Annotated in this window: 19 protein-coding genes and 2 pseudogenes; 16 read left to right on the top strand and 5 right to left on the bottom strand. The window is 69.3% G+C overall.

Annotated features, from left to right (window positions below):
• Positions 1 to 27 precede the first annotated feature (27 nt).
• The 3 genes from OH768_RS48380 to OH768_RS48370 all read left to right on the top strand — a co-directional run bounded on the left by OH768_RS48380 (position 28) and on the right by OH768_RS48370 (position 3,387).
• Positions 28 to 1,752, top strand: coding sequence for an aldehyde dehydrogenase family protein (locus tag OH768_RS48380; RefSeq protein WP_406463473.1), 1,725 nt, complete (start codon positions 28 to 30; stop codon positions 1,750 to 1,752).
• 36 nt (positions 1,753 to 1,788) lie between these two features.
• The gene (locus OH768_RS48375; RefSeq protein ID WP_406463471.1) at positions 1,789 to 2,142 is read left to right on the top strand and encodes an AMP-binding protein; all 354 of its coding nucleotides are present in this window, start codon (positions 1,789 to 1,791) and stop codon (positions 2,140 to 2,142) included.
• A 75-nt stretch (positions 2,143 to 2,217) separates the two neighbouring features.
• Positions 2,218 to 3,387, top strand: coding sequence for an AMP-binding protein (locus tag OH768_RS48370; protein WP_406463470.1), 1,170 nt, complete (start codon positions 2,218 to 2,220; stop codon positions 3,385 to 3,387).
• On the opposite strand, the gene OH768_RS48365 is transcribed toward OH768_RS48370, so the two are convergent.
• Positions 3,350 to 3,703: a hypothetical protein gene (locus OH768_RS48365; RefSeq protein WP_406463468.1), complete on the bottom strand. Its 354-nt coding sequence runs from the start codon at positions 3,701 to 3,703 to the stop codon at positions 3,350 to 3,352. The genes OH768_RS48370 and OH768_RS48365 overlap by 38 nt on opposite strands.
• Positions 3,704 to 3,779: 76 nt before the next feature.
• Complete coding sequence (locus OH768_RS48360; RefSeq protein WP_406463466.1) at positions 3,780 to 4,763, bottom strand: aldo/keto reductase; 984 nt, start codon at positions 4,761 to 4,763, stop codon at positions 3,780 to 3,782.
• A gap of 209 nt (positions 4,764 to 4,972) precedes the next feature.
• Between OH768_RS48360 and OH768_RS48355 the strand changes: the two genes are divergently transcribed.
• The 10 genes and pseudogenes from OH768_RS48355 (at position 4,973) to OH768_RS48310 (ending at position 18,412) form a co-directional block, all read left to right on the top strand.
• Positions 4,973 to 5,776: a FadR/GntR family transcriptional regulator gene (locus tag OH768_RS48355; protein WP_406463464.1), complete on the top strand. Its 804-nt coding sequence runs from the start codon at positions 4,973 to 4,975 to the stop codon at positions 5,774 to 5,776.
• A 193-nt stretch (positions 5,777 to 5,969) separates the two neighbouring features.
• On the top strand, positions 5,970 to 9,179 hold the full coding sequence (locus tag OH768_RS48350) for a discoidin domain-containing protein (protein WP_406465738.1): 3,210 nt from the start codon (positions 5,970 to 5,972) through the stop codon (positions 9,177 to 9,179).
• A gap of 79 nt (positions 9,180 to 9,258) precedes the next feature.
• Entirely contained in the window at positions 9,259 to 10,356 is a 1,098-nt protein-coding gene (locus OH768_RS48345) for an enolase C-terminal domain-like protein (protein WP_406463463.1), read from the top strand.
• Between the two features lie 32 nt (positions 10,357 to 10,388).
• Entirely contained in the window at positions 10,389 to 11,774 is a 1,386-nt protein-coding gene (locus OH768_RS48340; protein ID WP_406463461.1) for an ABC transporter substrate-binding protein, read from the top strand.
• Positions 11,771 to 12,703: a carbohydrate ABC transporter permease gene (locus OH768_RS48335; protein WP_406463460.1), complete on the top strand. Its 933-nt coding sequence runs from the start codon at positions 11,771 to 11,773 to the stop codon at positions 12,701 to 12,703. Before OH768_RS48340 ends, OH768_RS48335 begins: the two co-directional genes overlap by 4 nt.
• The gene (locus tag OH768_RS48330; RefSeq protein WP_406463459.1) at positions 12,700 to 13,614 is read left to right on the top strand and encodes a carbohydrate ABC transporter permease; all 915 of its coding nucleotides are present in this window, start codon (positions 12,700 to 12,702) and stop codon (positions 13,612 to 13,614) included. The genes OH768_RS48335 and OH768_RS48330 overlap by 4 nt, the downstream gene beginning before the upstream one ends.
• A gap of 29 nt (positions 13,615 to 13,643) precedes the next feature.
• A complete protein-coding gene (locus tag OH768_RS48325; protein ID WP_406463458.1) occupies positions 13,644 to 15,338 on the top strand; it encodes a class I mannose-6-phosphate isomerase in 1,695 nt (564 codons plus the stop codon).
• On the top strand, positions 15,335 to 16,255 hold the full coding sequence (locus OH768_RS48320; protein ID WP_406463456.1) for an ROK family protein: 921 nt from the start codon (positions 15,335 to 15,337) through the stop codon (positions 16,253 to 16,255). Before OH768_RS48325 ends, OH768_RS48320 begins: the two co-directional genes overlap by 4 nt.
• A 404-nt stretch (positions 16,256 to 16,659) precedes the next feature.
• Positions 16,660 to 17,172 (top strand): annotated as a pseudogene (locus OH768_RS48315) (carbohydrate binding domain-containing protein); the annotation flags it as partial.
• A 19-nt stretch (positions 17,173 to 17,191) separates the two neighbouring features.
• Positions 17,192 to 18,412, top strand: coding sequence for a metallophosphoesterase (locus tag OH768_RS48310; protein WP_406463454.1), 1,221 nt, complete (start codon positions 17,192 to 17,194; stop codon positions 18,410 to 18,412).
• Positions 18,413 to 18,419: 7 nt separating this feature from the next.
• On the opposite strand, the pseudogene OH768_RS48305 reads toward OH768_RS48310, so the two are convergent.
• Positions 18,420 to 18,581, bottom strand: a pseudogene (locus tag OH768_RS48305) (pirin family protein); the annotation flags it as partial.
• A gap of 819 nt (positions 18,582 to 19,400) precedes the next feature.
• Here OH768_RS48305 and OH768_RS48300 point away from each other — a divergent pair.
• Entirely contained in the window at positions 19,401 to 19,988 is a 588-nt protein-coding gene (locus tag OH768_RS48300) for a transposase (RefSeq protein WP_406463452.1), read from the top strand.
• Between the two features lie 96 nt (positions 19,989 to 20,084).
• Here the strand turns inward: OH768_RS48300 and OH768_RS48295 are convergent, their stop codons facing one another.
• Both OH768_RS48295 and OH768_RS48290 read right to left on the bottom strand, forming a co-directional pair.
• Entirely contained in the window at positions 20,085 to 20,423 is a 339-nt protein-coding gene (locus OH768_RS48295; RefSeq protein WP_406463450.1) for a thioredoxin family protein, read from the bottom strand.
• Positions 20,424 to 20,862: 439 nt separating this feature from the next.
• Positions 20,863 to 22,002, bottom strand: a complete 1,140-nt coding sequence (locus OH768_RS48290) for a PucR family transcriptional regulator (RefSeq protein ID WP_406463448.1) — start codon at positions 22,000 to 22,002, stop codon at positions 20,863 to 20,865.
• A gap of 87 nt (positions 22,003 to 22,089) precedes the next feature.
• Between OH768_RS48290 and OH768_RS48285 the strand changes: the two genes are divergently transcribed.
• Positions 22,090 to 23,145, top strand: coding sequence for a ferredoxin reductase (locus OH768_RS48285; RefSeq protein WP_406463446.1), 1,056 nt, complete (start codon positions 22,090 to 22,092; stop codon positions 23,143 to 23,145).
• 7 nt (positions 23,146 to 23,152) lie between these two features.
• Positions 23,153 to 24,271 carry a fatty acid desaturase family protein gene (locus OH768_RS48280; protein WP_406463445.1) on the top strand — a complete coding sequence of 373 codons (1,119 nt, stop codon included), beginning with the start codon at positions 23,153 to 23,155 and terminating at the stop codon, positions 24,269 to 24,271.
• The last annotated feature ends 575 nt before the right edge of the window (positions 24,272 to 24,846 follow it).

Here is a 24,846-nt window from a genome sequence, read left to right as displayed (position 1 = left end):
CGTCAACCCGCCCGAGGAGAACCAGAGATGAGCGCGACCCGGATACCCCCTGTCGACGACGAGATCACCGAGGAAGTCCGAGCGAACCTCGACAGGGCGATAGCGGATCTCACCGTGGGGGCAGAGGCCTGGTCGGGGCTCGGTCTGGACCGACGGGCCGCCCTGATCGCGGAGACGCAGGCGTCGATCGCCCGGCACGCGAACGACTGGGTCGCGGCGGCGGTCGCGGCCAAGGAAACCCACGCGGGCCCGATGGAAGGGGAGGAGTGGATCTCCGGGCCGTACGCGTCGCTGGCCGGCTTCGGTCGCGTCGCGCACAGCCTGACCCTGATGGCGAAGGGCGAGTCACCGCTCAGCGGTGTGAAGGCCCGGCCCGCACCCGGCGGCCGGATCCGGTTCAAGGTGTTGCCGTCGAACCTGCTCGAACACACCCTCCTCCACGGCTTCACGGGCGAGGTCTGGCTCAAGCCGGGCGTCACGGAGGATCAGGCACGGCGAGAGGCCGGTCTCGGAGCGCTGCGTATCGGAGAGAACGGTGGCGTCGGGCTCGTGCTCGGCGCCGGCAACATCGCCTCGATCGGGCCGCTGGACGTACTCTACGAAATGGTCGCCTTCAACCGGGCGTCCGTACTCAAGCTGAACCCGACGTTCGCAGGACTCACCGAGGCCTACAACGCGGCGTTCAAGCCGCTGATCGACGCGAACCTGCTGCGGATCGTCAACGGCGCGGCAAAGGTGGGCGGTTACCTCACCCGGCATCCGGACATCGCGCACGTGCACATCACCGGTTCGGCCGTGACCCACGACGCGATCGTGTGGGGTACCGGCGACACCGCCTCGGCGAACCGCGCGGCCGGCACACCCGTCCTGGACAAGCCGATCAGCTCCGAGCTCGGGGGCGTCTCGCCGACCATCGTCATCCCCGGCAAGTGGAGCAGGGCCGACCTCAGGTTCCAGGCCGAGCAGATCGCCACCCAGCGACTGCAGAACTCCGGGCACAACTGCATCGCCACCCAGACGCTGATCCTGTCCGCGGAGTGGCAGCAGAAGGACGAGTTCCTCGCCGAGCTGCGCCGCGTCTTCGACCGCCTGCCCCCACGCGAGCCGTGGTACCCCGGCTCCGACCACAAGATGGACGCCGCCCGCAGTTCCTACCCCGAAGCCGAGGACCACTCCGGGCGCCTGCTGGTCGAGGTGTCCGACGCCACGAGCAGAGACCTCTTCGCTACCGAGTACTTCTCACCCGTCCTCGGCCACACCTCCCTCCCCGGAACGGGCGCGGAGTTCTTCCGGGCCGCGGTGGAGTTCGCCAACACCGAGCTCGACGGCACTCTCGGCGCGAGCATCGCCGTAGCCCCGAAGGACAAGCGGGCGATCAAGGACTTCGACGACATCCTCGCCGGCCTCCGCTATGGCTCCATCGGAGTCAACGCCTGGAGCGCGGTGGCGTTCCTGGGCGCCCCCTTCACCTGGGGCGCGTTCCCCGGCAACACCTTGGAGCAGGTGGGCTCCGGCATCGGGGTCGTCCACAACGCCCACCTCATCGACAACACCGAACGCTCGGTCGTCCACGGCCCCTTCCGCACCTTCCCGCGCTCGGTGCTGCACGGCGAGAACTCGCTGTTCAAGCGACCGCCGTGGTTCGTGACGGCCAGGACGGCCCACCGCAGTGGGGCCAAGTTGTCCGCGTTCGCGGCGAAGCCCGGCTGGCTCAAGCTCCCCGGAATCTTCGCCGACGCGTTCCGCGGCTGACTCTCCGCACCCGGACAACCGGCGAAGGAGCCCTCCGTGACCAGCATCAAGAGCACGTATCCCGACGTGGAGATCCCGTCGATCAGCGTCTACGACTACATATTCGGCTCGCTGAGCGAGACCGACCTCGGTCGGACGGCGGTCGTCGACGGCGACCGCACGCTGACCTATGGCGAACCCAGACAGGCGGTGGACCGGTTCGCGGGCGCGCTCGCCGCTCGCGGGGTCGCGCCGGGCGACGTCGTGGGGCTGCACGCGCCCAATGGTTCCGGTTTCGCGATCGCCTTCCACGGGATCCTGCGCGCCGGAGCCACCGCCACGGCGCTCAACGCGATGTACGCCCCGCACGAGATCGCCAACCAGCTGCGCGATTCCGGCGCGTCGACGTAGGTCACGGTCTCGTCGCTCCTGCCGGGCGCGCTCGCGGGCGCCGAAGAGGCGGGGCTCGGCCGGGACGCGTTCATCGTGCTGGACCCGACCGAGGGCTACCCGTCGTTGCCCGACCTGCTCGGCCAGGACGCGCCCGCACCGGACATCGCCGTCGACCCGGCCACCCACCTCGCGGTGCTGCCGTACTCCTCGGGCACGACCGGCCTCGCCAAAGGCGTCATGCTCACCCACACCAACCTTGTCGCCAACATCGCCCAGTGCGAACCGATGTTGCGGGTGACCGAGCGCGACACGGTGCTCGCGGTGCTGCCGTTCTTCCACATCTACGGCATGAACGTCCTGCTGAACCTGACCCTCAGAGCACGCGGCACGCTGGTCACGATGCCCCGCTTCGACCTGACGGAATTCCTGACCAGGGTCCAGGAGCACCGCTGCACCTTCCTCTACATCGCCCCGCCGGTGGCGGTCGCCCTGGCCAAGCACCCGGTGGTCGAGCAGTACGACCTGTCGAGCCTCCGGATGGTGGTCAGCGGCGCGGCATCGCTGGACGAGGCGCTCGGCAACCGCCTCGTGGCACGACTGGGCGTCCGGCTGATGCAGGGCTTCGGCATGACCGAGCTCAGCCCCGTCTCGCATCTCACCCCGCTCGACGACCCGGACATGTCCGTCGGCTCGATCGGTGTGGCTGTGCCGAACCTGGAATTCAGGGCAGTCGACCCGGCGACCGGCCAGGACATCCCCTGGACACCGGGCCGGCGCAGCTCCGCCGGCGAGATGCTCGTGCGCGGCCCGAACGTCATGCGGGGCTACCTCGGCAACCCCGCGGCGACCGCGGCCACCATCGATCCGGACGGGTTCCTGCACACCGGGGACATCATCGAGATCGGTGCCAAGGGCGAGGTCTACGTGGTCGACCGGCTCAAGGAACTCATCAAGTACAAGGGTTACCAGGTCCCGCCGGCCGAACTCGAAGCCGTGCTGCTGACCCATCCCTCGATCGCGGACGCGGCGGTCGTCGCCCATCCCGACGAGGAGGGCGGCGAAATCCCCCGCGCGTTCGTCGTCCTCCAGGACGGCACCGCCCCGACCGCGAACGAGATCATGTCGTACGTCGCCGAACGCGTCGCCCCGCACAAGAAGGTCCGGCTCGTCGAGTTCGTCGACGCCATCCCGAAGTCGGCGTCGGGGAAGATCCTCCGCAAGGACCTCAGGGGACTGCCGGCCACGACGTCTGTCGCAGGCTGATGTAGTCATCCTTGTCGACGCTGACGGCAGCGAGCGCGTCGGACGCGTCGCCGCCCGGAGCGCACATGAAGCCAACCGTCCCGCCCTCTTCGACCAGGACAGTGCGGGGCCGGCTGCTGCACCAGGCGATCTTCAGCTGAAGTCGGTGTTCTCCCGGTGGCACTTGGAAGCGGACCGTCTTACCTCGCTGGATGCTGCCCACTCGGGTGTCGTCGATGAGAACGTCGTAGCCGCGGAGCATGTCGCGATAGCCGCCCCGCACCCGTGACAGCACGACGGTTCCGTGAGCGGGTACGGCTGTTTCCTCGTCGTCCATCGCAGCCCCCTTCACACGAACACCGTGGGTGCCGCGAGCGTACTCATACATCAACTGCGGCGAAACAAACGACTGTTCAAGCCCACTCCGCCGCTCCGCTCTCCGCTGCCGTGTCGAGGTCCCGCCATGCCTCCGCGGTCAGATCGGCGGCGGTCCAGCGGGCAGCGGACACGACCTCCTCCGGGGTACGGAAGCCCGCGACCACGCAGGCCACACCGGGGTCGCGCAGCGGAAAGCGCAGGGCGGCGTGCGGGAGTGCGGTGCCGTGTCGCGCGGACACCTCGGCGAGGAGCCGGGCGCGGCGCAGCGCCGATTCCGGGGCGGGACCGTAGTCGAAGGTGGCGTCGCCCGCGGGGTAAGTGCGGCTGAGCAGACCGGAGTTGAACGGTGCGGCGGCGACCACCGCGACCCCGCGTCCGGCGCACGCGTCCAGCAAGGGGCGGGCGGTGCGGTCGAGCAGGGTCCACCGCCCGGCGACCATCACGGCGTCGATCTCCGCCTCCTCGACGACGCGCAGCAGCGGGGCGACCGTGTTCATGCCGACGCCGACGGCACCGATGACTCCTTGGTCGCGCAGGGCCGCCAACGCGGGCAGGGCATGGTCGAGGGCGACGTCCAGGTGATCGTCGGGATCATGGACGTAGACGATGTCCACATGGTCCAGGCGCAGGCGGTCCAGGCTGCTTTCCAGGCTTCGCAGTACGCCGTCCCGTGAGTAGTCGGGGCGGCGGAGCAGCGTGTCGGGTACGGCGAAGCCTCCTGCCGTCAGGTCGGATCCGGTGGGTGCCGGGTGGGGTTCCAGCAGTCGGCCGACCTTGGTGGAGACGATGAACTCCGTGCGTGGACGGTGGGCGAGGGCGTCGCCGAGCCGCCGTTCGGACAGTCCGAGGCCGTAGTGCGGGGCGGTGTCGTAGTAGCGCACCCCGACTTCCCAGGCTGCCTCAAGGGTGGCCCGTGCCTGGCCGTCGTCGACCGGACTGTGGAGGTTGCCGAGGGGGGCGGCACCGAATCCCAGCGTGCTGACCCGGGCGCGCGTACGGCCGAGTGGGCGTGCCCTCACGAGGTTCCCGCTTCCACGGCCCTCGCCGCATAGAGAAGGATCTGCTTCATCTGGCAGGCAGGACCTTAAGGATGGGATCCATTTCACGCAACACACTGATGGATATGCGTGGTTCGTGGTGTTTCATCATGGTCTCTACGGGGCTTCGGATCGAGATCTGTCCGATCTCTTCCCAACTCACAACGGCAGTGCGATATTGGCCACGGAAAATGAACCTGATTCATTCGTGGCGCAAGAGGGGACCTGCCTTGGGCGACTCAACACCGGCCTACCGTCCGGGATATGAACTGGTCGCGGAGCAACTGCTGGAGTACATCGCCCAGCAGAACCTGCGGCCCGGCGACCGCCTCCCCACCGAACAGGGCCTGGCCCAGATCCTGGGAGCATCCCGCAATGTCACCCGGGAGGCCGTGAAGGTCCTGGCCGCGATCGGCCGGCTCCAAGTGCGGCGCGGTGCGGGCATCTTCGTCGCCGCCTCGGTCGGCGGGCTGCTGGACGACGAGCTCTCGCACTTCCGGCCGACCGGCATGGAAGACGTCCGCATGCTCCTGGACTACCGCAAGGTGATCGAGTCGGAGACGGCGCGCCGTGCCGCCTCCCACGCCACCCCGATCGAGGTCCGGGCCATACGGGAGAGCGCGGAGAGCTCCCTGACGGCGGCCACGATGAACGACGTGGACACCTTCGCCAAGGCGGACGCGGCGTTCCACGACGCGGTCGGCGCCGCCTCGCACAACGTGTTCCTGAGGGCGAGCGTCGCCGGCGTACGGCGCCTGGCGTCCCAGTCCGACGTACTGCTCTTCCACGGTGACGTGCCCGGATCGCTGGAAGTCGCCGCGCATCAGCATGTGGCCATAGCGGAGGCGGTCGCCGCGGGGGCGGCCGATCTCGCCGAGCGGCTGATGGTGGAGCACATCGGCACCACCCAGAGCCAGTTCGAGAACAAGATTCGCGACCGGCTGTTCAGTCCCGGGGCTCAACCGCCCGGCGCCCCGGAGGCACCGGCCTCGTAGAACCGGCCGACCCCGCGTGTGCCGCGGCACAGTGATCGGGCCGCCCGACGCCCTCAAGTCCCGGTGGACGACCGGGACTTGCAGGTATCAACCTCCCTCAGGCGATTGGATACGTGTGTCTCATCCGTCTGCGCGCAGGGGCGCCTTCACGCCGCTGCGAAGAAGTTTCACGGCCGCCTTCTCGGTGGCCGCGGTGGCCGCGGCCCTGCTGAACGCCGGGCCGGCCCACGCGGCTCCCCCGCCGCCGGACCTGAATGTCTATGTCTCCCCGACCGGCCGGGACACAGGCTCGGGCAGCGCCGCACACCCCTTCAAGACCCTCGACCACGCGCGGGACTACGTACGCGGCGTCAAGCAGAAGGCCAAGGGCGACATCCACGTCCGGCTCCTGTCCGGCACCTACCAACTCAGCCGTACGTTCGCCCTGACCGCCCGGGACTCCGGCACCAACGGGCACAGGATCTTCTACGAGGCCGCCCCCGGCGCGCATCCCGTGGTCAGCGGAGGCCAACGCATATCCGGCTGGGTTCCGGCCGACAGCGCGGGACAGGTCTACAAGGCCAAGGTCGGCGACTTCGACACCCGACAGCTGTATGTGGACGGCGAGTTGGAGACCCGGGCGCGCAGCGGCAAGAACCCCGCCGGCTTCAGCCAGACGTCCACCGGCTATGCCTTCACGGACTCCAGTCTCAACGCCTACAAGCGTCCCTCGGACCTGGAGGTCGTCAGCTCCTGGGGCTGGAAGCTGATGCGCTGCCCCGTGCAGTCGATCTCCGACTTCAAGATGACCATGCAGCAGCCCTGTTGGCACAACGCGCATCTCCAGCAGGGCCAGGAGATCCAGAACCCGACCTGGCTGGAGAACGCCCGCGAGCTGCTGGACACACCCGGTGAGTGGTACCTGGACAAGGGCGCGGGCGAGATCTACTACATGCCCAGGGCCGGCCAGGACCTGTCCACCGCGAACGTCACCGTGCCGCTCGTGCAGGACCTGGTGGACCTCAACGGCACCAGGACCGCTCCGGTCAGCAACGTGTCCTTCCAGGGCATCGTCTTCTCCTACTCCACCTGGCTCGCGCCCAGTTCGTCCGAGGGTCTCATCGAGGGCCAGGCCGGTTTCCGGATGGTCGGCAACGACCCGGACTTCGACGCGACCCGCCTGAAGTGGCAGAAAACGCCGGGTGCCGTCAACGTCAACTACGGCCACGGCATCGGCTTCGAGGGCAACACCTTCACCCATCTCGGCGCGGTCGGGCTGAACTTGAACACCGGTACGCAGGGCACCGACATCACGGGCAACGTCTTCCGTCAGATCGCCGCCACCGGCATCCAGATCGGCGGGGTCGACGTGATCGACGCCCACCCCGACGACCCCCGGGACATCACCAAGGACACCCAGGTCGCCAACAACGTGGTCACCAAGGTCGCCGACCAGTACAACGGCTCCATCGGCATCCTGGCCGGCTACACCGACCACACCACCATCACCCACAACAAGGTCTACGACCTGCCCTACACCGGCATCTCCGTCGGCTGGGGCTGGGGCCTCACCGACCAGGGCGGCGACACCAACTACCCGGGAAATCTGGGCGTTCCGGTCTGGGACACCCCCACGACCAGCCGCGACACCAAGGTCACGGACAACGAGATCTACGACATCATGAAGTCGCAGGCCGACGGCGGCGCCATCTACACGCTGAGCTCCGACCCCGGCGGTGTGGTGTCCGGCAACTACATCCACGGCACGCCACCGCCCGCCTACGGCGCGATCTACCACGACGAGGGCAGCAGGTACTGGACGAACACCGGCAACGCCCTGTGCGACGTCGCCTACCAGTGGCTGTTCCTCAACCACGGCATGGACATCGACGCCACCGGCAATTTCACCACCCAGCCCGCCTTCTCCACCCAGGCCAACAGCACGGGCAGCACCATCAGCGGCAACACCACCGTGGGTTCCTGCGCCCAGTTGCCGGCCTCCATCGTCAACAACGCGGGCCTGCAAGCGAGTTACCGCCACCTCGACCCGGGCCCCGCCGTCACCGACCACCAGGCGCCCAGCAGGCCCGGCACGCCGAGCGCGGTCACCGACTTCCCGACGATCGCGGACCTCACCTGGGCCGCGTCCACCGACGACACCGCCGTCACCGGCTACTCCGTCTACGGCGACGACAAGCTGATCAGCGCCACGGGCAGCACCTCGGTGCGCCTTCCGGGCCTGACCGCCGGAAAGACGTACACCTTCAAGATCACCGCCCGCGACGCCGCCGGCAACGAGTCCCAGCCCAGCCAGGCGCTCAAGGTCACCATGCCGTCCGGCTCCGACCTCGCGCTGAAGAAGCCGGTCACCGCCTCGTCGTACTCGGAGGACAACACCCCGGCCAAGGCGGTGGACGGAGACCTCTCCACCCGCTGGGCGCAGGGCCTGGGCCTGCCCGACCCGTCCTGGATCCAGGTCGACCTCGGGGCGTCGTACGACGTGAACGGCGCAATCACGACCTTCGAGAAGGCCAGCGGCTACAAGTACCGCATCGAGGTCTCCCCCGACGAGGTCCACTGGAAGACCCTCGCGGACCGCACCGCCGCGAACACCACGGCGGCGACCGACTACGTCCACACGGACACCCCGGTCGCGGGCCGCTTCGTACGGCTGACCGTCACCGGCTCCAACTGGAACGGCGGCAGCAGCTACGACTTCCAGGTCTACGGCACCCCCAGGACCGTCACGGACCACACAGCCCCGACCGCCCCCGGCCGGCCCACGGTCAAGCCGCTGCTGCCCAGCCTGGTGGACGTCAGCTGGCCCGCGGCCACCGATGACACCGGCGTGACCAGTTACGTCGTCTACCAGGACGGCAAGCGGATCGGTGTCACCGACGCCACGACCCTGCGGGTCTCCGGCCTGACCGCCGACACGCAGTACTCGTTCACCGTCGTAGCGCGCGACGAGGCGCTCAACGCCTCCGCGTCCAGCGCGGCGGAGGAGGTGACCACCCCGGCGGACAACGACCTGGCCCTGGACAGGACGGCGACCGCGTCCTCCGAGTCGGACGGCTACGCCCCGGCGAAGGCGGTCGACGGCGATCTGTCGACCCGCTGGGCGCAGGGCTTGGGACTGCCCGACCCGTCCTGGCTCCAGGTCGACCTCGGCAAGGACACCGCCGTCTCCGCCGTGGTCACCACCTTCGAGTTGACGAGCGGCTACAGGTACCGCCTGGAGTACTCCACCGACGGCCAGAACTGGTCGACGTTCGAGGACCACACCGCCGCGAACACCACCGCGCGGACCAACTATGCCTTCGCCGACACCCCTGTCACCGCGCGCTACCTGCGCCTGACCGTCACCGGCTCCAGCGGCAACGGCGGCAGCATCTACGCGCTCCAGGCGTACGGCGGCTTCTGAGCATCCCGCTGCCGAGTACTCCGCTTCCGAGCCGAAACCTTTCTCCGTACAGATCTCCCTACAGAAGACGAAAGCCAGGATGAAGATCACCCATGTCGAAGTACACCGGATCGATGTTCCGGCAGCCAGTCCGCCCTTCCGCTGGCGCGACGGGCTGAGCGGCAGCGCTCCGGTGGGCGACGGCGCGGTCCTGCACATCGGGACGGACGAGGGGGCCGAGGGCGTCGCGTTGTTCGCCCGCCCCGGCGCCCACCTCGTCCTGCGGGACCTGGTGGACCGGGTCTTCCGCGCGGAACTGGTCGGAGCCGATCCGTTCCAACGCGAATGGCTGTGGCACCGGGTGTGGGAGCTGGACCGTATCCACGAACTCCCGCTCCCCACCCTGGGGTTGATCGACATCGCCCTGTGGGACCTGGCCGGCCGCTACCACGGCGAACCGGTCTGGCGTCTGCTCGGCGGTTTCCGGGACGCCATCCCCGCCTACGCCTCCACCTCGACGTTCGCCGGCGTCGCGGAGTTCCTCGACGTGGCGGACCAGTGTCTGGCCCTCGGATATCGCGGTATCAAACTGCACGCCTGGGGCGACGCCCGCCGTGACGCGGAACTGTGCCTGGCCCTGCGCGAGCACGTCGGTCCCGACGTCCCTCTGATGTACGACGGTTCGGCGGGCTTCGACCTGCCCGACGCGATCCGGCTGGGGCGGGCGCTCTCCGAGGCCGACTATCTCTGGTACGAGGAGCCGATCCGCGAGTTCAGCATCTCGGCCTACCAGCGGCTCGCCGAGACCGTCGACGTACCGCTGCTGGTGGCGGAGACCTCCGACGGCGCGCACATGAACGCGGCGGACTTCATCCGGGCCGGTGCCGCCACCTTCGGTGTCCGGGCCGGTACCACCCTCCGGGGCGGCATCACCGGCGCCATGCGCACCGCGCATCTCGCCGACGCCTATCGGCTGCGGGCGGAGGTGCACGGTTCGGACATTCCCAACCACCACCTGTGCATGGCCATCTCCAACACCACCTACTACGAGTCCCTGGTGACCTCGGTGAACGTCGTCCGAGAACGCCATGTGGACGACCAGGGCCTGGTGCACGCCCCCACGGGGCCCGGCATCGCCCTCCCCCTCGATTTCGGCTACGGCGGCCAACTCCTGCCGTTCGTCGAGCAACGGCGCTGAGCGGCGCAAGAACAGAAAGGCAAGGCAAGACGATGGAGTCTTCCCGATCTCCGAGAACCGGCCGGCGGCACTCGCTGCTCCGCGCGGCGGCCATCACGCTGTCCCTGGCCACCGCGGCCGCCCTGACCGGTTGCGCCGGCGCCGACACCACCACCCCTTCCGCCTCCGGCACGTCGGCGTTCAAGCCGGTCGCACAGAAGGCGGGTTCGCAGATAACGGTGTGGGCCGACTCGACCAGGCTGCCGTCGGTGCAGGCGTACCAGAAGTCGCACCCCGACGTGAAGATGAAGATCGTCACGTACGACGGCGGCGCCGACGGATCGACGTATCTGCAGTCGAAGGTGCAGTTGTTCGACCGGACCGGCAGCGGCTGGCCGGACGTGGTGTTCGGCAATCCGACCGACGTGACCTGGGCGTCGGAGGCCACCAAGCCCGGCGCACGGCCCTTCGCCGCGCCCCTGGACGAGAAGCTCGTACCGCAGAGCACTCTGGACGGGTTCGCCAAGGGATCCCTGACGCCCTGTCAGTTCGGCGGCCACACCTACTGCATGCGCAATGACATCGCGCAGGTCCTCCTCTGGTACAACAAGTCCCTTATGGACAAGTGGGGTTACCAGGTCCCCACGACATGGCAGGAGTACGAGGCCCTCGGCAAGAAGGTCGCCAAGGAGCACCCGGGCTATCTGGTCGGCTCGGTCGGCGACACCAACTCCCACGAGTCGTACTTCTGGTCGGGCCAGTGCCCCGCGTTCGACCTGGTGAAGCCGGACACCCTGCGCACGGACCTCCAGGACCCGAAGTGCACCCGGATGGCAACACTGCTGGACAACCTGATCAGCGCCAAGGCCGTCGCCACCCAGGGCTTCTTCAGCCAGGGCTTCGCCAAGAACAGCGGCGGCAAGGTCCTGATGGCGTACGGCCCTTCGTGGTACGGCCAGTACCTGTTCAAGGCCGGCTTCAAGACCCCGGCCAAGCAGATCGCCGCGGCACCCCCGCTCGCCTGGGAGGGAGAGAGCACGACCGCCACGGGCAACGTAGGCGGCGGCGTGTGGATGGTGTCCTCGCACAGCGCCAACCTCAAGGCGTCCTCGGATCTGGTCACCTGGCTGACCACCTCCGACGCGAACCAGGCGACCGCGCCCACCTACCCGGCCTACACCCAGGCCGCGAAGGCGTGGCTGGCGAACCCGGCCAACAAGGACTACTTCGCCAATGATGTGAGCGGGCCGTTCGAGCAGGCCGCGAACGAGGTGTGGACCGGCTGGTCGAACACCAGGTTCTCGGACTCCACCGCCTGGTCCAGCGTCGTCCTGCCGGCGCTGACCGCCGGAAAGAGCCTGACCGGGACGCTGCCGGCCTGGCAGCAGGAGATCGCCGGCGAGGCCAAGACCCAGGGCTACAAGGTGGTCGATCAGTGACCTTGCTGGAGACCGAGCGCGTCGCCGTCTCCCCCGTGCGCCGCGGCACCACGCCGCGGCGCACGGGCCGCGGTCGCGCGGGCTATCTCTTCGTCGCCGGGTACGCGCTGCTGCTGCTCGCGTTCGGCGTCTTCCCCACCGGGTACGCGTTCTATCTGTCGCTCACCAACGACCGGGGCCAGTTCACCGGGCTCAACCAGTTCGTGAAGGTCGTCCAGGACTACCGCTTCGCCCCGGCCTTCACCCACATGCTGATCTATCTCGTCATGTGGCTGGTGACGCTCGTCGTCCTGGTCGTGCTGACCGCCGTGGTCCTGCGCAGCCGTGTGCGTCCGGGCACCTCGGCGCTCTTCCGCTTCCTCTACTACATCCCCGGCGCCCTCGCCGGAGTGGCGAGCGTGCTGGTCTGGCTGTTCATGCTGGATCCCGACGTCAGCCCGGTGTCGAAGCTGCTGACCGCCATGGGGTTCAAGACGTTCGCCGCCGTCCTGGCACCAGGCAACCTGCCGCTGATCCTCATGCTGATCGCCTTCTGGACCGGCGCCGGCGGCTGGATGGTCGTGATGTACGGGGCACTGAACAACATCCCCGACGAGGTGCTGGAAGCGGCCCGCATGGACGGCGCGGGACCGTGGCGCACCGCCTGGCACATCCAGATCCCGATGATCCGGCAGTGGATCGTCTATATGACGATCATGGCCTTCGCGACGGGCACCCAGCTGTTCGTCGAGCCCCAGCTCCTCCAGACCGCCAGCCTCGGCAGGGTGAGTCCCACCTGGTCGCCGAACCAACTCGCCTACGTCTACGCCTTCCAGCAGGGCGACTTCAACGGCGCCGCCGCCATCTCCGTGGTCCTCCTGGCCGTGGGTCTCCTCGCCGCCGGGCTCCTGGTCGCCCGCTCGAACCTGTTCAAGTTGGACGAGAAATGACACAGACGACTCTCTCCCTGACGGCCGTGAGGCGACGCGTCCGCCCGTCAAGGAGCCTTCCCTTCCTGGTAGTCGGCCTCCTCCTGGCCTTTCTCCTGGTGTTCTTCGTGCTGCCGGTGATCTGGCTGCTGCTGGCCCCGTCGAAGACCGCAGGCGAAGTGGTGCGGGACAACCCGCTCTCCTTCGGTTCGTTCCATCAAATCGGCACGGCCTGGCGGCACTTGTTCGCCTTCCAGGACGGCGCGATGTCGAGGTGGCTGCTCAACTCGGCCATCTACTCGGGCGGTTCACTGGTCCTGACGCTGGCGGTGAGTGTTCCGGCCGGCTACGCGCTGGCGCTGACGAAGTTCCGGGGACGCAGGACGCTCCTCGTGATCACCCTGGTCACCATGATCATGCCGCAGGCCACCCTGGTGCTGCCGATCTTCCTGGAGCTCAACCGCTTCCATCTCATCGGCACCGTCTGGTCGTTGATCCTCCCCTTCTCCTTCTATCCGTTCGGCGTGTATCTGGTCTACATCTACTTCGGGAGCAGCCTCCCCAGGGACCTGCTGTCCGCCGCGCGGATCGACGGCTGCACGGAGTGGCAGCTCTTCTCCCGCATCGCGCTCCCGCTCGCCAAGCCGGTGGTCGGACTGGTGGCGTTCTTCAGCTTCGTGGGCAACTGGAACAACTTCTTCCTGCCGTATCTCGTGCTGCCGAACAGCGAGCAGTTCCCCGTCCAGGTGGGCCTGAACCAACTGCTCACCTCCACACCGTCGTTCAACCCCGTCGCCGGCGCCGGACTGGACATCACCATCCCCGAACTCGCCCTGGCCATCATCATCGCCATCCTGCCCGTGCTGGTGCTCTTCGTCTTCTCGCAGCGCACGCTGGTGTCCGGGATGCTCGCCGGATCGAGCAAGGAATGAGCGGCGCCCCGGCCGCGAAAGGAGACCGCGTGTACCGGCTCGATCCGCGCTACGCCCCCGCCCCGCAGGCCGCCCTCCACACGGGTTGGCTGGCAGTGGCCTCCCAACTCCCTTACGGCCGTGCGGTGGTGGCCGTCGAGGGGCCACCGTCCGTCGACTGGTCCCTCCTCGCCGATCGCCTCGCACACGAGCTGACCGAGCGCGGCACCCCCGTCGCCCTGCTCGACATCCGGAGCCACTACGCAGGGCCGGCGCTCGTCAGAAGCCGTACCGAGCGACCGGCGGACGCCGACGACCCCTACTTCCGCAGGCTCGCCGACAACCCCCTCGGCGACCTCTTCGAGACCCTCCCGGTATCCGCACCGCCGGCGGAGGGACTGCTCCTCGTCTACGGGCCCGGCGCCGCCCTCGTGGAGCACGACGTGCTCTGGTACGCCGATGTGCCCAAGCGCTACGCGGAGGCCGCCGTCGGCGCTGGTGAGGTGGGCGCCAACCTCGGTCTGCCGGACGAGAAGCCCGACTTCAGGCGGCTGTTCTACGTCGACTGGCCGATGCTCGACCGGCACCGCGACTCACTCGCCCGCCGCCTCGACGCCTGGCTCGACGTGCAGCACCCCGGCCACCCGGCGTGGATCGCCGGAGCAGGCCTGCGCGCCACCTGCGCCACCCTGGCCCGCCGGCCCGTCCGCACCCGCCCTTACTTCAACTCCACGCCCTGGGGCGGCCATTGGGCACAGCGCGAGCTCGGCTTCAACCCCGACTCCCGCAACACCGCGCTGGGTTACGAACTGATCGCGCCCGAGGCCGGCATCCTCATCGGCACCGGACCGGAGGCCCAGGCCGAGGTGCCGTTCCAACTCCTGTGCGTGCTGGAACCGTTGAGCGTGCTGGGCGCAGAGGTGCACGCCCGCTTCGGCACGTCCTTCCCGATCCGCTTCGACTACCTGGACACCGTCGGCGGCGGCAGCCTCTCCGTGCACTGCCACCCCAAGGAGTCGTACATGCGCGAGCGTTTCGGCTGGGCGTACACCCAGCACGAGACGTACTACCTGACCCTCGGCAGCGACGACACCAAGGTGTATCTCGGCCTGCGCCAGGACGCCGACGTCGACGGATTCCGCAAGGAGGTGGAGCGGGCCGTCACCGACGGAGTCCCCATGGACCCCGAGGACCATGTCCTGGCCTTCCCCGCCGAGCAGGGCCAGTTGTTCATGATCCCGGCGGGCACCCCGCACGCGAGCGGCGCGGGCAACCTCGTGCTGGAGATCAGCGCCACGCCGTATCTCTACAGCCTGAGGTTCTACGACTGGCTGCGGCCCGGCGCCGACGGCAACCCGCGCCCGCTGCCGTACGAGCACGGGTTCGCCAACCTGGAGACCGGCCGACGCGGGGAGGCCGTCGCCCGCGACCTGGTTCAGCAACCGCGCACCCTGCGCGAGGGCACCGGCTGGCGGGAGGAGGTCATCGGCGAACTGGCCGAGATGTTCTACGAGGTCAGGCGCTTCGTGCTCGACGCCGGGGCCGAGACCGCCGATGACACGCAGGGCCGGTTCCACGTCCTGAACGTGGTGGAAGGGGAGGGCGTCACCGTGCGCACGGCGGCCGGAGACCGGCACGAACTGGCCTACGCGGAGACCCTGACCATGCCGGCCGCGGTCGGCCGCTACACCCTGCGAGCGGCCGGTGCCGGCCCGGTGCGTGTCGTGAAGGCGCTGGTCCGTTGATCCCGGTCCTGGAGATCGGCGGCACCCATGTCACCGCCGCGCTCGTCGACCTGCGCGCCGGAGGAGTCACCAGCCGTACGCGCAAGCCGCTCGACGCGGACGGCGCTGCCGAAGACATCCTCGACGTCGTACGGGGCTGCGCCGACGGACTGCCGGCGCCGCCCGGTGCGCGGTGGGGAGTGGCGGTGCCCGGGCCGTTCGACTACGCGAGGGGGGTCGCCCTCTTCAAGGGCGTGGGCAAGTTCGACGCGCTGTACGGGACGGACGTCCGGGCAGCGCTCCTGCACGGGCTGCGGCAGCGCCCCGGCGACGTCGTGTTCCTCAACGACGCCCACGCCTTCCTGACCGGCGAGTGGTCCGCGGGTACCGTCCGGGGGCACCGCCGCGCCGTGGGCATCACGCTCGGCACCGGTGTCGGCTCGGCGTTTCTCGCCGACGGCCGCATCTGCGACGACGGTCCCGGCGTACCGCCCGAGGGGCGGATGGACCTCACCGAGATCGACGGCCGACCGCTGGAGGACACGGTCTCCCGCCGGGCGATCCTCGCCCGATACGGCGACCCCGCCGCCGATGTGCACGACATCGCCGACCGGGCCAGGGCGGGAGAGGAGCGGGCCCGGCGGGTGCTGGACGACGTCTTCACCGGCCTGGGTGCCGTGCTGGGCCCGCGCCTGCTGGACTTCGACGCGACCGCCCTGGCCGTCGGAGGCTCCATGGCCCGCTCATGGGACCTCGTGGCCCCCGCGCTGTCCGCCGGCCTCGTGACCGGGGGCTGGGCACCGGACGACCCGCGTGCCGACGCGGCTCCGCTGCCTCCCGGAGTCCGACGCCCTCGCGTGATGAAACCTGCCGGCCCAGCGGGGGACGCCGCGCTGGTGGGCGCGGCCCGCGCGGCGGCGGTGAGGGACCCCGACTGAACCTCCGCTGCGGACGTTGCGTATCCATCCGCAGGGACAACTCCGGTCTCTGCCACGGGATGTGACGTAAGGAGAGCGCCGTGCCCACACCGCCCGCGTCCGACTCGGCGGACGACCGCACCGCGCTGGAGCCCATTCGCGTGCTGCGCCCGCGCAGCACCGCCGCGCTGGCCCAACTCCTCGACGACATACGCCAGGACGAGCACTACCGCGGCCACGCCACCGAGACCGCACCCGTCCCGCAGACCTCGCCCGACGGCGAGACAGCGGAACTCCCGCCCGTCCCCGGCCGCAGGACGGAGCGACTCCCCGCGGTCCGCCCGCGCCTGGGACCCGGACAGCGCCGGGCGGCCGTACTGATCGCGGTCGCCGCGGCGGCGGTCGCCGGCTTCGGCTGCTCCCTCCTGATCCCCGGCCCCACCGCAGCCACCACCCCGCCCGCACCCTCGCCGAGCGCGTCGGCCGCCCCGACGTCCGCCGCCCCAACCTCGGCCGCCCCCAGCACAGTTGGGACTCCCGACGTGCTGACCAATCCCGGCTTCGAGTCGGGCAGCATCTCGCCGTGGAACTGCGCCGGCCACTCGGGCCCGATCGTCTCCTCACCCGTCCACGGGGGCTCCAAAGCCCTTAAGGGAACGGTGAGTTCGAGCGACACCGCGCAGTGCGACCAGACCGTCGCGGTACGGCCGAACACCACCTACGCGCTCAGCGGCTGGGTCCGCGGCTCCTACGTCTACCTGGGCGTGAACGGCGGAACCTCCACCTGGACCACCTCCCCCGCCGGCTACAGCCCCCTGACCGTCTCCTTCACCACGGGCCCGTCCCAGACCAGCGCGACCGTCTACGTCCACGGCTGGTACGCACAGGGCGGCTACTACGCCGACGACATCACCCTGGGCGTGTCCGGTGGCGGCGGCCCTACCTAGAGTGGGGCGCGTGACCGACACCAGCGACACTCTCCCCGCCGACAGCGAGGCGCAGGCTCCACGGCGGAGCCCACTGCTCCGCCTGATGCGCTATCTCCCCCTGATCGCCCCGGTTCTGCTGTGGGCCGTGCCCTGCTGGGTGCTCCTGTACACCGGCCAGCACTGGCCGCTGCCCGTCGCGTTCGCCGGCACCACCTTGTTCGTCCTCGGCCTCGCCGGTATGCCGCTCGCGATGGTGCGCGGCCACGGCCGGCGCCAGCAGGACCGGATGGCGATCCTCGGTGACACGCTGCTCGGCAGCACCTGGGTCCTGTTCACCTGGTCCGTTCTGCTCGGCGTCCTGCTGCGGCTCGCCCTGACCCTGGCAGGCGTCGGCGAGAGCCAGGACCGGGCCCGCGTCGTCACCTGGGCCGTCCTCGGCACCACCGCCGTACTGCTCGCCTGGGGATACGCCGAAGCCCGCCGCGTGCCACGCGTGCGCAGCCTGGACGTACAACTCCCCCGGTTGGGCGCCGGGTTGGACGGCACCCGCGTCGTCCTCATCACCGACACCCACTACGGCCCGCTCGACCGCGCCCGCTGGTCGGAGCGGGTGTGCGAGACCGTGAACGCTCTGGAAGCCGACGTGGTCTGCCACACCGGCGACATCGCGGACGGCACCGCCGAACGCCGCCGCGCCCAGGCTGTCCCGCTCGGTACCGTGCGGGCCACCCATGCCCGGGTGTACGTCACCGGCAACCACGAGTACTACAGCGAGGCCCAGGGCTGGGTCGACCTGATGGACGAGCTGGGCTGGGAGCCGCTGCGCAACCGCCATCTGCTGCTCGAACGCGGCGGCGACACCCTCGTGGTCGCCGGGGTGGACGACGTCACCGCCGAGTCCTCCGGTCTGGCGGGCCACCGCGCCCACCTCGCCGGAGCCCTGAACGGCGCCGACCCCGACCTGCCCGTCCTGCTCCTGGCGCACCAGCCCAAGTTCGTCGACCGGGCGGCTGCCGCGGGCATCGACCTCCAGCTCTCCGGCCACACCCACGGCGGCCAGATCTGGCCCTTCCACCACCTGGTCCGCCTCGACCAGCCCGCCCTGGCCGGCCTCAGCCGCCACGGCTCCCGCACGCTGCTCTACACCAGCCGCGGCACCGGCTTCTGGGGCCCGCCGTTCCGCGTCTTCGCCCCCAGCGAGATCACCCTGCTGGTACTCCGCTCCCCGCAGGCGGCCGCCGCGCCGTAGCCCCCCGTCAGCGCACCCGCCCCCGAGGCTTCAACGCCAGCGGAGGCAGCTCGGGAGCCGGCAGCGGCGCGCCGTCATAACCCTTCACCTCGCCGAATCGCGACCCCGTCATCCAGTCCTCACGCGCCTGCACGATCTCTTCCTGGGTGCGGCCGATCCAGTTCCAGAACCATTGCTCCACCCGGCGTTTCCGCAGGCCAGAGCCGTACGAGTCCTCCAAAGTCAGCATCAGGCCGCTACGGAGACAGGGCGCCATACACCTCTTTGCCCACCTGCAGAGCCGGGTGACAGTAGTTCCCCGTACGTCGAACTGATCGCCGACAGACTCGCGCATGTTGAGAACAGCGTTGACGGTCGTCCAGCACAGATCGGCCGTGTCAAAGCCTGCGCTGCACTTGGCTCGCTTCCCAGCCAGCTAGCGGGGGCCACGTTTCGGTGGGGCCGGAGCGGTTTCGAGGCCCTCTTCGCGTCCTGGTCGATCCACCCATTGACGTGAGCGTGCTGGACAAGATCCTTTGACCAACGACGGCGCGTAGCGGCTTGGGAAGGAGCACGGATCGCGGTCCTGGCTTCGGCTGCGTGGACCAGGACGCGGTGGAGGAGGCCGCCGAGCACGATGACCGCGGAAGTGTAGACGCCATGTTCTTGGCAGATGCGTGCCTCATCGAGGCATGGTTGAACTGCGTTGGACCGATGGTGTCCCGCCGAGGACACCGTCGGCGAATTCGGTCGTGGTCGCGAAATGCCCTTGCGGCGGCGGGATGATGGCCTGAACGGCGCGGGGGCGCGAACGTGAGGTGATCGAGGTGCCGCTGCGGCCACGTCTGCCGGGTGAGGCTCCGGCCCAGACCGCCGAGGTTGCCCGGCCGGCGTTCCCGAAGGGGTGTCTGCGCATGCGGATCCGGGAAGCGGTCGGGCCACTTTCACCGACAAGGACCTCGTGGATCTGTTCCCGTCACGTGGTCAACCCACATGACCACCCCATCAGTTGGCGATCGTGTCGATGCTGCAGTTCGCGGAGGGCTCGCCGGACCGCCAGGCGGCCGCTGCCCTGCGCAGGCGCATCGACTGGAAGTTTCTCCGGCTGCTGGAGTTAACCGATCCCGGGTTCGACCACTCCGTGCTGAGCGAGTTCCGGCACCGTCTGGTGGCCGACCGGGCGCCACGGCGTCTGTTTGACCTGAACCTGGGCCGACTGCGGAAGGCGGGCCTGTTGGTGCGGCCCGGTGGCCAACACACCGATTCCACGCATGTCCTGGCCGCGGTGCGCCGGCTGGAGAACACCGCCGAACATCTGCGCGCCGCGCTGAACGCACACTCGCGCTGGATCATGCGGCGGAGTCCACGTTGTCGACAGGGCTTTGTGTTGTCTGTTGTCCATCGCGAGCTCGGCCTCTCTGCCCCGGCCAAGGCGCCCGCATGGGGCAGTGTCGGACTGCCAGGGGGCGTTGTCCGTCGAGGCTTGCACCGTGGTGCTGTGCTCACGCCGGGGCACCGACATGGGACCGGCTTCCCCGAGATCGTGGCCGCAGCCGGGCGACTGCCGGACGCGACCGCGATCGACTGCGTTATGTGACCTGTGGGGGTGTCTCAGCCCCCAAGGTGTCTCAGGCGGCGCAGCTCCCACAGACGAGACGTGACGGGCGTCGCGGCCTCGTGCCGCAGCGGCCGCTCAGAGGTGGCCGTCCAGGAACTTCCGCACCTCGGCGGTGGTCATGGGCCCCGTGCCGTGTGCCACCGCCTCTCCCTCCTTCAGCAGGACGTAGGACGGGGCTCCGGTGATCCCGTATCGCTCGGTCGCGGCCGGACAACGCGTGATGTCGGCGCGGACGGCCGTCAGGCGGCCCGTGTAGGCGTCGGCGATGCCACCCACGACGAGGTCCATCACCCGGCAGGGCTCGATCGCCTTGGGCCATGTCCCGGTGAAGTATGCGAGGACCGGGACTCCGCTCATCCCGAGGATGAAATTGAACTCCGCGTCCTCACGCGGTCGGTGAACCCGCTTCGCCATAGGAGCTCCTGATCTCACGTTCCGTCATTCCATCCCCATCATCCCTCCCGCGGTGCGCCAGGCCGGCCCGGTCGGTCGTCCCGTTGGCCTGTGGGAAGGGAGGCGCGGGGCCGTCGCAGAACCACGGTGGTCCCCGGCGCGAGCAGCCCGGCCCCCCGCCTCTGGTGACCCGGCCCGGCCGCCCCGCCGGTCACCCAGCTGCAGCCCTCCGCGCGCCCGTGGGTCAGCTCGTGCCAGGACAGCCGTATCCGCCACCACGCTTCTCAGAGACGGCGCCCCCGACGGGCTTCCCAAGGCCTTGTCCGGTCTTCACACCAACCCCAGGTCTCAGCCGGCTGAGACCGCTCGCCCCGGGCCGCATGAGCCAGCTGATGGCACGAGAACGAGGCACGATTCCTGGACCGCCAGCGGACGCGGTCGTGGACGGTCGAAGTACGCGTCAGCTGACCCCAAGACCGACCGCCAGCGTCAGTTCAAGGACCCGCTGCGGCGATGCGAGATCCGGAAACAGCTCCCGCAGCTGCGACATCCGATACCGGACCGTCTGGGGATGGACGAACAACGCCGCCGCCACCTCGTCCCGCCTGCCCTGGTGCAGCAGCCACTCCCGCAACGTCTCCTCCAGCCGCCGTGCGGTCGCGACAGGCAAGGTCCGCAACGGTGCGAGGGCTCGGGCACGCAGGTCCGCGAACGCGTCCACGTCGGCGCTCAGCACCAGCTCGGGCAGGTGGTCCTCGGTGTCGCGAATATCAGCGGAGAGGGAGCGCGCGCGTACGGCTCGTGCGTACGAGGCGGACGCTCGAGTCCATGGCCGGGCCGGGCCGACCACGGCGGTGCGGTCGGTCAGCTGCCGCAGGAGATGTGATCGGTCGGCATCGGGGACGAGCAGCACACCGGTCGCGTCCGGCAGATCGTCGAGGACGAGGGTGCCCGGGTCGAGCGCGCGGTAGGCAGGCCGGGCCTGGGCGGCGGGCAGCAGGACCGCGGTCAGCGAAACCGGAGGCTGCCACCCGGCCCGTTGAGCAGAGGCCAGCAGCACGTCCGGGCTCGCGCCGGCGAGGAGGTCGCGGGCCAGGTGTTCCAGGTGGCGCTCGTGGTCCCTGCCCCGGGCGGTCAGTTCGTCGGCGTGGCCCGCGGCGCTGGCGGCGGAGAGCTCGTCGATGTAGGCGAAGGTCAGCTCGGCGAACTTGGCGACCTCGGCGGCGGGCAGACCCGCGGGTACGGCACCCGCTGCCAGACATCGCCAGGCCACGCGGGCGCCGACGCGGTAGGCGCTGAGCAGGGCGTCCATCGAACGGCCGTCGCGCACCTCTCCGCGGCCCAGCTCGTAGGCCGCGTCACCGGCGTCACCGCCCGTGGCGTTCCCGCTCGCGAGGTCCAGGTAGTGCCCCAGGGCGGTGCGGACGGCTCGGCGCATGGTGGCGCCCATGCGGCCCGAAAGGGCGTTGGCGTAGGGCGGGACCTCGTCGATGATCGCCTCGACGACCTCGTCCGCGGTGGTCTTCAGCGCGGCCCGAAGTGCGGTGACCGTCGTCTCATCCAGGGCCAGTTCGCTGGCCCTCCGAACTGCATGGCTCACGTTTCTATTCCCTGCGAACAATTCAGCCGACCAGATTCACATCTTGCGGACAGGACTTTACGCCTTGAGGCGCAGCAGGCTGGAGTCATGACGAGTACAGCCCTCCGCACCAGGGCGTGGAAACTGCTGGAGATGGTCACGACGCCGCTGCTGCCGTCGGACTACCTCGACCTGGTCAGCCCGCTGCGTACGGGCGCTGACCTGCGTGGGCGAATCGAGGCCGTGCACCCCGAGACGGGTGACGCCGCGACCATCGTGATCAGACCGGGGCGGGGCTGGCGCGGCCACACGGCCGGTCAGTACGTGCGGATCGGGGTCGACGTCGACGGGGTGCGCCTGTGGCGTGCCTACTCCATCACCTCGCCGACAAACCGCCAGGACGGCCGCGTCACGATCACCGTGAAGGCGATCCCGGACGGCAAGGTCAGCAACCACCTGGTCCGCAGAGCGGAACCGGGCACGCTGATCCAGCTCGACCAGGCGACCGGTGACTTCGTGCTGCCGCAGGCCAAGCCCGCCAAGGTGCTCTACCTGACGGCCGGCAGCGGCATCACGCCCGTGATGGGCATGCTGCGCGACATCGAGTTCGACGACGTCGTCATGGTCCACTGCGCGCCACAGCCGCACGACGTGATCTTCCGCGACGAACTGCACGACCTGGTCGCGGACAAGAAGCTGCGGCTCACCGAGGTACACACCGCCACAGACGGCATGCTCGACATCGCCCGTCTCGACGAACTCGTGCCCGACTGGGCCGAGCGCGAGACCTGGGCCTGCGGGCCCGCGGGCCTGCTCGACGCCGCCGAAGAGCACTGGACCGAGCACGGCGTACAAGAGCGCCTGCACACCGAACGCTTCCGCCCCAGCATCGTCGTCGCCGGCGAAGGAGGCGAGGTCACGTTCAGCGCCACCGGCAAGACCGTCGACGCGGACGGCGCCACGCCGTTGCTGGACGTCGGCGAGGAGGCCGGCGTGCTCATGCCCTCCGGCTGCCGCATGGGCATCTGCTTCGGCTGCGTCACGCCGCTCAAGGCGGGCGCCGTCCGCGACCTGCGCACCGGCGAGATCACCGAGGCCGAACCGGGCGTCCTCATCCAGACCTGCGTGTCCGCCGCGGCGGGCCCCTGCGACATCGAACGGTAGGAGCACCTTGACCGCCACCGACCCCACCGCCCACCTGACCGCGGAGCAGATCGAGGAGCTCGGCCGCGAGCTGGACGCGATCCGCGACGAGGTGATCGCCGGCCGCGGCGAGAAGGACGCCGCCTACATCCGTAAGGTCATCTCGGCGCAGCGCAAGCTCGAACTGGTCAGCAGGGGCGTACTGCTGTTCTCGATCTTCCCGCCCGCGTGGCTGCTCGGCACCGCCGGTCTCTCCGTGGCGAAGATCATGGACAACATGGAGATCGGCCACAACATCCTGCACGGCCAGTGGGACTGGATGCGGGACCCGAAGATCCACTCCACCACCTGGGAGTGGGATCACGTCTCGCCGTCCGAGCAGTGGAAGCACTCGCACAACGAGCTGCACCACACGTACACCAACGTGATCGGCAAGGACAACGACCTCGGCTACGGCATCATGCGCGTCGACGAGGACCAGAGGTGGCACCCGTTCCACCTCGGCCAGCCGCTGTGGAACTTCCTCAACGCCTGCTTCTTCGAGTACGGCATCGCAGCGTACGACCTGGAACTCGGCAAGAACCTGAACAAGCGCCGCCGCAAGAACCCGGAGTTCCGCGCGCGGGCCAAGGCCGTGGGCCGCAAGATCCGCAAGCAGGTGCTCAAGGACTACGTGATCCACCCGCTGCTGTCGGGCCCGTCGTTCCTCACCACGCTCGCCGCCACGTTCACCGCGAACCTGGTCCGCAACATCTGGACCCACTCGGTGATCATGTGCGGGCACTTCCCCGAGGGCGTGCAGGTCTTCGAGCGCCGGTCGATCAAGGACGAGACCCGCGGCCAGTGGTACCTGCGCCAGATGATGGGCTCGGCGAACATCAGCGGCAGCAGGGCCATGCACTTCATGACCGGCAACCTGTCGCACCAGATCGAGCACCACCTGTTCCCGGACCTGCCGAGCAACCGGTATGCCGAGGTCGCGGTGAAGGTGCGCGCGCTGTTCGAAAAGTACGAGCTGCAATACGTCACCGGCCCGCTGCCCAAGCAGGTGTTCTCCGCGTGGTACAAGGTCTTCCGGCTCTCGCTGCCGAACAGGAAGCCCAAGGTCAAGACGCCGGACCGCGAGCAGGAGCTCGTCGCGGCCTGATTCCGGTAGTGGTTCAGTTCTTCCGGCCGTGCCGGCGGCCCCGCCGGGTTCGGTGAGATCCGTTGCGGACGGTGGGCGGCCGCGACATCAGACCGTACGACACGGGATCCGGGCAGCCCGGTGTCCGGCTGCGCTGCCTGGACGTGCGCCAGGAGCTCAGCACACAGCCCCCGGCGAGGTGTTGTAGCGCGCCGACCTGCCGTGGTCGGGCCGGTAGTCGGGTGCGTACGCGCACTCGTTTTGCCGACGGGCGGGCTGGGTGGAAGGCATGGGCTGTGACGTGGACACTGCTGCCACCGATGCTCGCCGCCTCTGTGTCCGATCCCGCGCTGCTGCCGGTGAGCAAGATTCCGGCCATGCGCGGACCAAGTCGCCGTCCACCGCCGACAGGGGACTCGCTTCTGCAGCTCAGAGCACGAGTTTCGTGTACCACCAGCAGACGAAGAAACTGCTGGTGCACAACATCCGAAGCGGGCACCAAGGACTACCAAGCCAAGACATCACTGTTCTCGCGTCTTGTCAGTGCCCGCCAATCGCGAGACGGCCGGGCAACATCCCCGATCGGACCAACCGTC

The organism is Streptomyces sp. NBC_01622 (assembly GCF_045209635.1).
Classification (GTDB): domain Bacteria; phylum Actinomycetota; class Actinomycetes; order Streptomycetales; family Streptomycetaceae; genus Streptomyces.
Note: the sequence above shows the minus strand (reverse complement) of the source record. Positions and strands in the feature narration are given on the sequence as shown.

Bases quoted from the DNA above. Each gene is read 5' to 3' on its own strand.
- OH768_RS48355 (WP_406463464.1), top strand. From the start codon at position 4,973: ATGAACCTGATTCATTCGTGGCGCAAGAGGGGACCTGCCTTGGGCGAC.
- OH768_RS48365 (WP_406463468.1), bottom strand. From the start codon at position 3,703: ATGGACGACGAGGAAACAGCCGTACCCGCTCACGGAACCGTCGTGCTG.
- OH768_RS48340 (WP_406463461.1), top strand. From the start codon at position 10,389: ATGGAGTCTTCCCGATCTCCGAGAACCGGCCGGCGGCACTCGCTGCTC.
- OH768_RS48330 (WP_406463459.1), top strand. From the start codon at position 12,700: ATGACACAGACGACTCTCTCCCTGACGGCCGTGAGGCGACGCGTCCGC.
- OH768_RS48295 (WP_406463450.1), bottom strand. From the start codon at position 20,423: ATGGCGAAGCGGGTTCACCGACCGCGTGAGGACGCGGAGTTCAATTTC.
- OH768_RS48285 (WP_406463446.1), top strand. From the start codon at position 22,090: ATGACGAGTACAGCCCTCCGCACCAGGGCGTGGAAACTGCTGGAGATG.
- OH768_RS48380 (WP_406463473.1), top strand. From the start codon at position 28: ATGAGCGCGACCCGGATACCCCCTGTCGACGACGAGATCACCGAGGAA.
- OH768_RS48345 (WP_406463463.1), top strand. From the start codon at position 9,259: ATGAAGATCACCCATGTCGAAGTACACCGGATCGATGTTCCGGCAGCC.